At 61.2% G+C, this 6,073-nt stretch carries 4 protein-coding genes; all 4 read right to left on the bottom strand.

Features of this window, described 5'->3' with window-relative positions:
• Window positions 1–58: 58 nt before the first annotated feature.
• Entirely contained in the window at window positions 59–349 is a 291-nt protein-coding gene (locus K7W03_RS26370) for a hypothetical protein (protein ID WP_413469349.1), read from the bottom strand.
• 363 nt (window positions 350–712) lie between these two features.
• Window positions 713–1,660: an ArdC family protein gene (locus tag K7W03_RS26365; RefSeq protein ID WP_061934257.1), complete on the bottom strand. Its 948-nt coding sequence runs from the start codon at window positions 1,658–1,660 to the stop codon at window positions 713–715.
• Window positions 1,661–1,743: 83 nt separating this feature from the next.
• Complete coding sequence (locus K7W03_RS26360) at window positions 1,744–3,828, bottom strand: ParB/RepB/Spo0J family partition protein (RefSeq protein WP_061934255.1); 2,085 nt, start codon at window positions 3,826–3,828, stop codon at window positions 1,744–1,746.
• Between the two features lie 69 nt (window positions 3,829–3,897).
• Entirely contained in the window at window positions 3,898–5,670 is a 1,773-nt protein-coding gene (locus tag K7W03_RS26355; protein ID WP_413469350.1) for a strawberry notch C-terminal domain-containing protein, read from the bottom strand.
• Window positions 5,671–6,073 lie beyond the last annotated feature (403 nt).

Genomic DNA, 6,073 nt, shown 5'->3' with positions numbered 1-6,073 from the left:
GGTTAGTCCGGCGAGCAGAGGCATTCTCAACTTACCTCATCATCACTGATACTCCATTTCAGCGCCGCAACGGCGCACTATCCTTATATCCGAAATTCTCACCGCTTGGGCTGCGGGGACTCCATTTAACGAGACAGACGACAGCGAAGACCTCACCCGGAATACCGTTGGTGATGGACTGCACCGCTGCATAATAGACGCGGTTCCCTGGACAGGAAGAAGCCAGAACCCGAAGACCCTGCGTCGTGCCATCTTCCAATTCACGTTCATAGGTGAGTTGAGCATCCAGATAGGCGCTCGCGGTCTTGTAACCGCCCATCGAGCTGAACGGCATGGTGAGCCATCCCATGGCTTATCTCCTGTGTTGAATGTTAGCCGGTCAGGGCCAGTCATAGGTCGGAAGGTTGGCAATCGGCTCGCAGTCGCGGTCGAACTGATCCAGGTTATCCCGATGCCCTCGGCAAAAGCGAGGCATTCCTGCAGCCGCTTTGGCATCAGTTCACGGCTGGTCGACTTGACCCAGATGAACCAACCATATTCCGACCAGCGTTCGGCACGAGATGACTTTGCCATAGGCCTGGATCGGATTTCTGACCGGGAGGATGGACGACTTCGACATGACGGTCCAAGGCCTCGGCGACAGCTGGCGTAACATGGGCCGTCGAGAGGTGAAGCATTTTCGAGATTTCCAGGGCCATGATGTGTCTCCCGATCAGGCGGCCAGCGCGGCCGGGTGGTCCGCAGCGGCAGGCATAGGTTTATTGACCTCATCTGTGCTTTCGCTGAATTGTCGCAGATAGGTAAAGGCCTGCTCGGCCTTGGACGCCGCGTGGATGATCGCGGTCGTGTCCGCTTTCAAAACGGAAATCCATTGACCTACGTAGCTTGCATGACTATCATGCAGTTCATGGGGCAGTCCAAGATCAGCACAAATCAGACCTGAACCTATTTCGGCGACGAGTTCTTCGAAGCAATAAGCCTTGTCGCCAAATCTCTTGCCGAATACTCTTGCCAGGCGTGACGCGGAACCGGACCAGTGCAGGCTTTCATGCGCGCGAACACTGGCATAATAATCCATCGACTTGAATGATCGCGGAGCGGGCAGCTGAATATAATCCCGTGACGGATTATAATAGGCTTCATTGCCGCCATGGCGGACATCAGCGGGTATGGCGTTGAAGAAGCGATCGATCTCAGCCTGCCGTGCCGATGGGTCGATAGGTGTGTCCGGCAGGACCGGTGGATAGTAGAAGTCGGGCAGGCCATCGACCTGATCGCAATTATAAACGACATAGTGGCGCAGGAAGCGAAACTTGCGATCACGTTCCTCTCCGGTCGCTGGATCATTCTTCCTTTTGGTAAAGGCCGAATAATAGACGGAGAGCGAACCGGACTCACCGGACCGCACATTGCCACCAAGCTCCTCGGCTTGCCGGCGGGTCATCCAGAAGCGCGAGCGATAGCCGCAGGCGTCAGCAATCGCCCAGAGATAAAGATTATTGATGCCGGTGTACGGCGTGCCGCAATGGCGCAGCGGCCGGCCACCGGCGCCAGTGACAGCCCAGGGCCGTTTCCAGGGCGCCACACCTTCTTCCAGCTTGCGGATAATGAGCGCGGTGATTTCTGCCGCGACCTCGCGGCTTGTCTTCTTGGACGCCATGGCCGTTCCCCTAAGGTGCGAGGCGTGGACCCGCCGACGGGTCGATCGTGCCGGCGGGTCGTCGGGAGAGAAGGGGCGATCGATCAGGCCGCTTCAGCCGCGTCATCCACCGCTTCTTCTTCGGCGGTCTCATCGACCGCATCGTCTTGTCCGGTTTCGTCGTTCCGTTCGCCGGCCTCGGGGTCCTGAGCCTCGACCGATTCCGCTGGCTCGACGCTGTCGGCAGCGGTGTCGCGGAAGCGCATGATGTCCGGAACCCAGGCGAGAGCCGCTTCCTTCACCTCCGGTTCGACGATCGACTCGCCGGCGAACAGTTTATGGCAGCTCGCGGAGATCTCCGGCTTCTTGAGCGTCGCATGCCGCGCCATGACGGCCGGTCCCCCAACCTCATTGAGCAGCGCCAGCGTCGAGGCCTTGGGAATGCGATCGAAATAATTTTCCGACGTCGGCCGCCACCAATGGGCGGAGTCGATTTCGAGTATGGTACCGAGCCGATCGTGGAGAGGCACCTGCTCGTTGCGATATCCGGCCTTGGCCTCCAGCGACATCGCCACCGCGAAAGCAAGCCATGCCGCCTTGCTATCATCATCCAGGGCGCGGAATGCCTCGAAGCGATCGATGACCGACTTGTGATCCTTCCATGCGACATTGAGGCCATCATGGGCCTCGGCAAGATAATCGCGGGCATGGGAAGCAGGCACCGCACCCGAAACAGGATCCTGCGGCTTGCCGGCCCGGATAGTGGAGCCGACCGGGTCCGAGCCGTAACCGCGCTCGTCGACCATGCAGAAGATTGCATAGTCGAGCGCAAGCGCTGGTTCAGCCAGGAGGGCCGCTGCCAATATGTCGCGGCGCTGCATCGCGAGTTCATCATAGAGACGGGCGCTGAGTGGCTTGCCGCCGGGCGCGACATTTTCCGGCGGAAGGCTGGGCGCTGGGGAGGCACCGCCCCCGCCCGAGAGGCTGGTTCCCTCGCTGCCATTGCCAGTGCCCCTCCCCTCCTCGGCCTCGGTACGGATGGGCTGCTCGCTATAATAGCAGCTGTCGAGCTTCATCGCGCCGTCGGGCTGGAGGGTGAGGAAAAGGCCGACCAACGGCTTATAAGCGTCGGGCAGGATGGGAGCGCGATTGTCGATTTCCTGCCATTCGGCAAAGAGCGCGTCATCTTCGCTGTTGAGCGTATCGTAGGCTTCTTCGGCCAAATCCTCATCTTCGAGCTCGGTTTCGATCTCCTCGCGGCGCACCTCGATCGCCTGAAGACGCTCGGCCTGTTCCAGGGTCAGCTCGGGCTGCGGGAGATGGACGCGGTACAGTCCATGCGCCGCGCTATGGGTATAGCTGCTGGCAATCGGGCGGATCCAGGCAAGGCCGCTCTCTTCGCCCAGGCGCGCGGCTTCCGCTTCCATGATCTCGCCGGCGAGACGGTGGGCGATTTCCGGGTCGATCCAGCGATCGCCATTTTCGCTGAAGAGATCGCGGTCGATCCGTCCGCCTTCCGCCTCGTAGCGCTCGTGCCCGACGAGAATGGCGATCGCGTCGCTGGCGTTCATCGTCTCGTTGCTGATGGCACGGCGGATGGTATCGGCCGAGGTGTAGGAAATATTGTAACTGTCCCAGACGAGCAGTTGCTTGTCGCGATTTTCGGTCGAAGCGAAGGCCTTAGCCATATCGAGCGTAATCTCGCCTTCGCTGAGCGCGGTGAAGATTGGTTCGGCAAGCGAGGCGAGCCGCAGCCGGCCTTCCACGAAGCGCCGGGTGACACCGAAGCGTTTCGCGACCCCGTCGATATCGCCGCTCGTGCCGATGAAATGCTGGAAGGCCCGGCATTCTTCGGCTGGCGTCATCCGCAACTGCTGGAAATTGGCAGCGGTCGAGGTTTCGGTGAGTGTCGCTTCGTCGCCCTGGAGAACCTTCACTGGCACATCATAGGCGCCCGCATCAATGTCACCCTGTTCGGCGAGCAGCATGAGCGCGCGCAGCCGGCGGCCGCCGTCGAACACCTCAAAGGTGCCGCGTGGCTTCTTCGCCGGCGTGACCAGCAGATTCTGGAGAACGCCGCGCGCGTCAATATCGGCGGCCAATTGCGGGATCTGAAGCTGATCATCGGGCCGCTTGCGGACGTTGATGGGGGAAAGGCGGAGCTTGGAGAGCTTGATGGAATCGATCACGGGGGTAACTCCTTCTGGCGTCCGGTTCAGCCCGGACACCCTCCCCGCTCCCCCTTCCCTTTCATCGCATCAGGTTGGTTCGAGGATTTTCCCCAGGATCAACTCCGCTTCGGCCACCGGCAAAAAGACCCGAGTCCGAAACTGGATGATTTCAGTGAAGGCGCCCAACGATTTAAGCCAAGGCAACTGGGCCGCCGGCGCCCCGACCAGTTCGATACGCGGCTTGCCGTTCACGATCGCCCGCTTGACGGTGATCGCGAAGGGACGGACAAGGTCGACGCTCCGGCCCGACAGAACCGATTTCGCAATCTGGTCCGCCGGGAGATTGTCGGCACGATCCACGCCTAGCTTGGTGTAGAGGTGGGCGACATGTTCATCATAGACCATGCGGCCCAGCCAAGAGCGGCCATCGGCCGTGGCAATGCGGTTGACGATCAGATGATCGCTCGGAAGCGCTGACCAGATGGGCAGCAGCAATCCGGTCGCTATCCGGATGGTCTCGCGTTCCAGCGTCTGCGCAGCTTCATCGGCCTCGGCCGCCCAGCGCTCGGCAAAATCCTCGCGCAAGATGGGTTTCCAGGCGGTTTCAAACATGTCCGCTACGCGCTGATATTCCCGCCGGGTGGGCCGCATCAGCTCGACGCGGGGAATGGGCGTACCGTCATTCTCTTCCATCAGGGAGCGTGCCTGCACCTGTAGCGCCACCTTGCCGGACTTGCCGTTGATCAGAAACTCCGACGCATCATCGGCATCGGCGATCCGAAGGATGCGTTCCAGCGATACGGGCGTTCGGCGTCGGGCAACCTCGATGGTGATAAGATGCGAGGTGGCGCCGCTGAGCGGATCGGTGCGCAGCACGGTATCATCAAGGATGGTCGCATCATCAACCAACATGGTTTCGACGCCGACATCGAGCCGCCCCGCTTCGCGCGCAGCCGTGACACGGGTTTCGACCAGCGTCAGGAACTCGTCGAAAATCCGGTTCTGAAGATCGATGGGGAGCGCGAGCAAGCGATTGAGCCAGCGCTGGATCGGCGGCAGGTCCTCCTTCAATATGCCGTCCTTGTCGGTCAGTTCGAGCCCGGTCAGCTCCTCGAACTCGGTAAAGCTGACGCTCTGAAGTTTGCCGTTCACGAGCAGGTGGAACCAGCTGGTCAGCGCGGCACAGGCATATTCGCTCTCCAGATTGTCGGCAGGGTCGAACAAGTTTTGGCCGCCGGTCTGGCGCTGGCCGCGCGTGAGCGCACCCAGGCTATCGAGCCGCCGGGCGATCGTGCTGGTGAAGCGCAACTCGCCCTTGCAGTCGGTCGTGACCGGCCGGAACAGCGGGGAGCTGGCCTGGTGGGTACGGTGGGTTCGGCCGAGGCCTTGGATCGCCCGGTCAGCGCGCCACCCCGGTTCGAGCAGGAAATGAACGCGCTGCTCCTGGTTCACCACGTCGAGCGAAGCATGATAGGAGCGGCCGGTGCCGCCGGCGTCGGAAAAGACCAGGATGCGCTTGGTTCCAGCCATGAATGCCGCAGCGTCGGCCTGGGACGAGCGGGTGGATCGGCTTTCCAGCTTCTGCGCGCCACCGCCGGTCGATACCAGCCTTTTGGTCCGCCCGGTGACCTCGGCGACATGGTCATGGCCGAAATGCTCCAGCAGCCCATCGAGCGCGGCCGCGATCGGCGGTAGCGCGCAGATATGCTCTATGAGCCCGGCGCGCGCCGCTTCGGCCTGTGGGTTATAGACAGGATTACCATGATCATCGGTCATCGGCTCCGATCGGGCGGTGCCAGTATCGTCGGTGAAGACCCGCATTTGGCGCGTTGGAAAGGCGCGTTCGAGATAATCCACCATGAAATCGACCGGAGACAAGTCCAAACTAAGCTCCGCCCGCTCATCAGGACTGAGCGCTCCAAGGCGACGATCGAGAATGGACTCTGCCGTGGTCACAAGCTGCAGCACCACCGATTGACCCTCGCGCAAATGGTGATCGACCGCAGCGATCACTGTCGGCAATTTCATCGAGAGAAGCACTTGGCCGAAGAAGCGCTGCACCGTGCTGTGCAGGCGCGACCGCGCCGCGGCATTGGCGCCGCTATTGAGGGTCGTGTTCTCAAGGCCATCGACAACGCCGGTCTGTTCAAGCGCCGCCTCCATATTGCGATGAATGACCGCTTATCGCGAGGAAGCGGTAATGCGGAGGAGCGCGGCGTAACCGGCGAATTCCCATGATAGTGTGCGCAGTTGCTGCGCATTA

This window comes from Sphingobium sp. PNB (assembly GCF_019873065.1).
In the GTDB taxonomy this organism is placed as follows: Bacteria; Pseudomonadota; Alphaproteobacteria; order Sphingomonadales; family Sphingomonadaceae; genus Sphingobium; species Sphingobium fuliginis.
The sequence above is the reverse complement of the archived record's forward strand: the minus strand, read 5'-3'. Positions and strand labels throughout refer to the sequence as shown.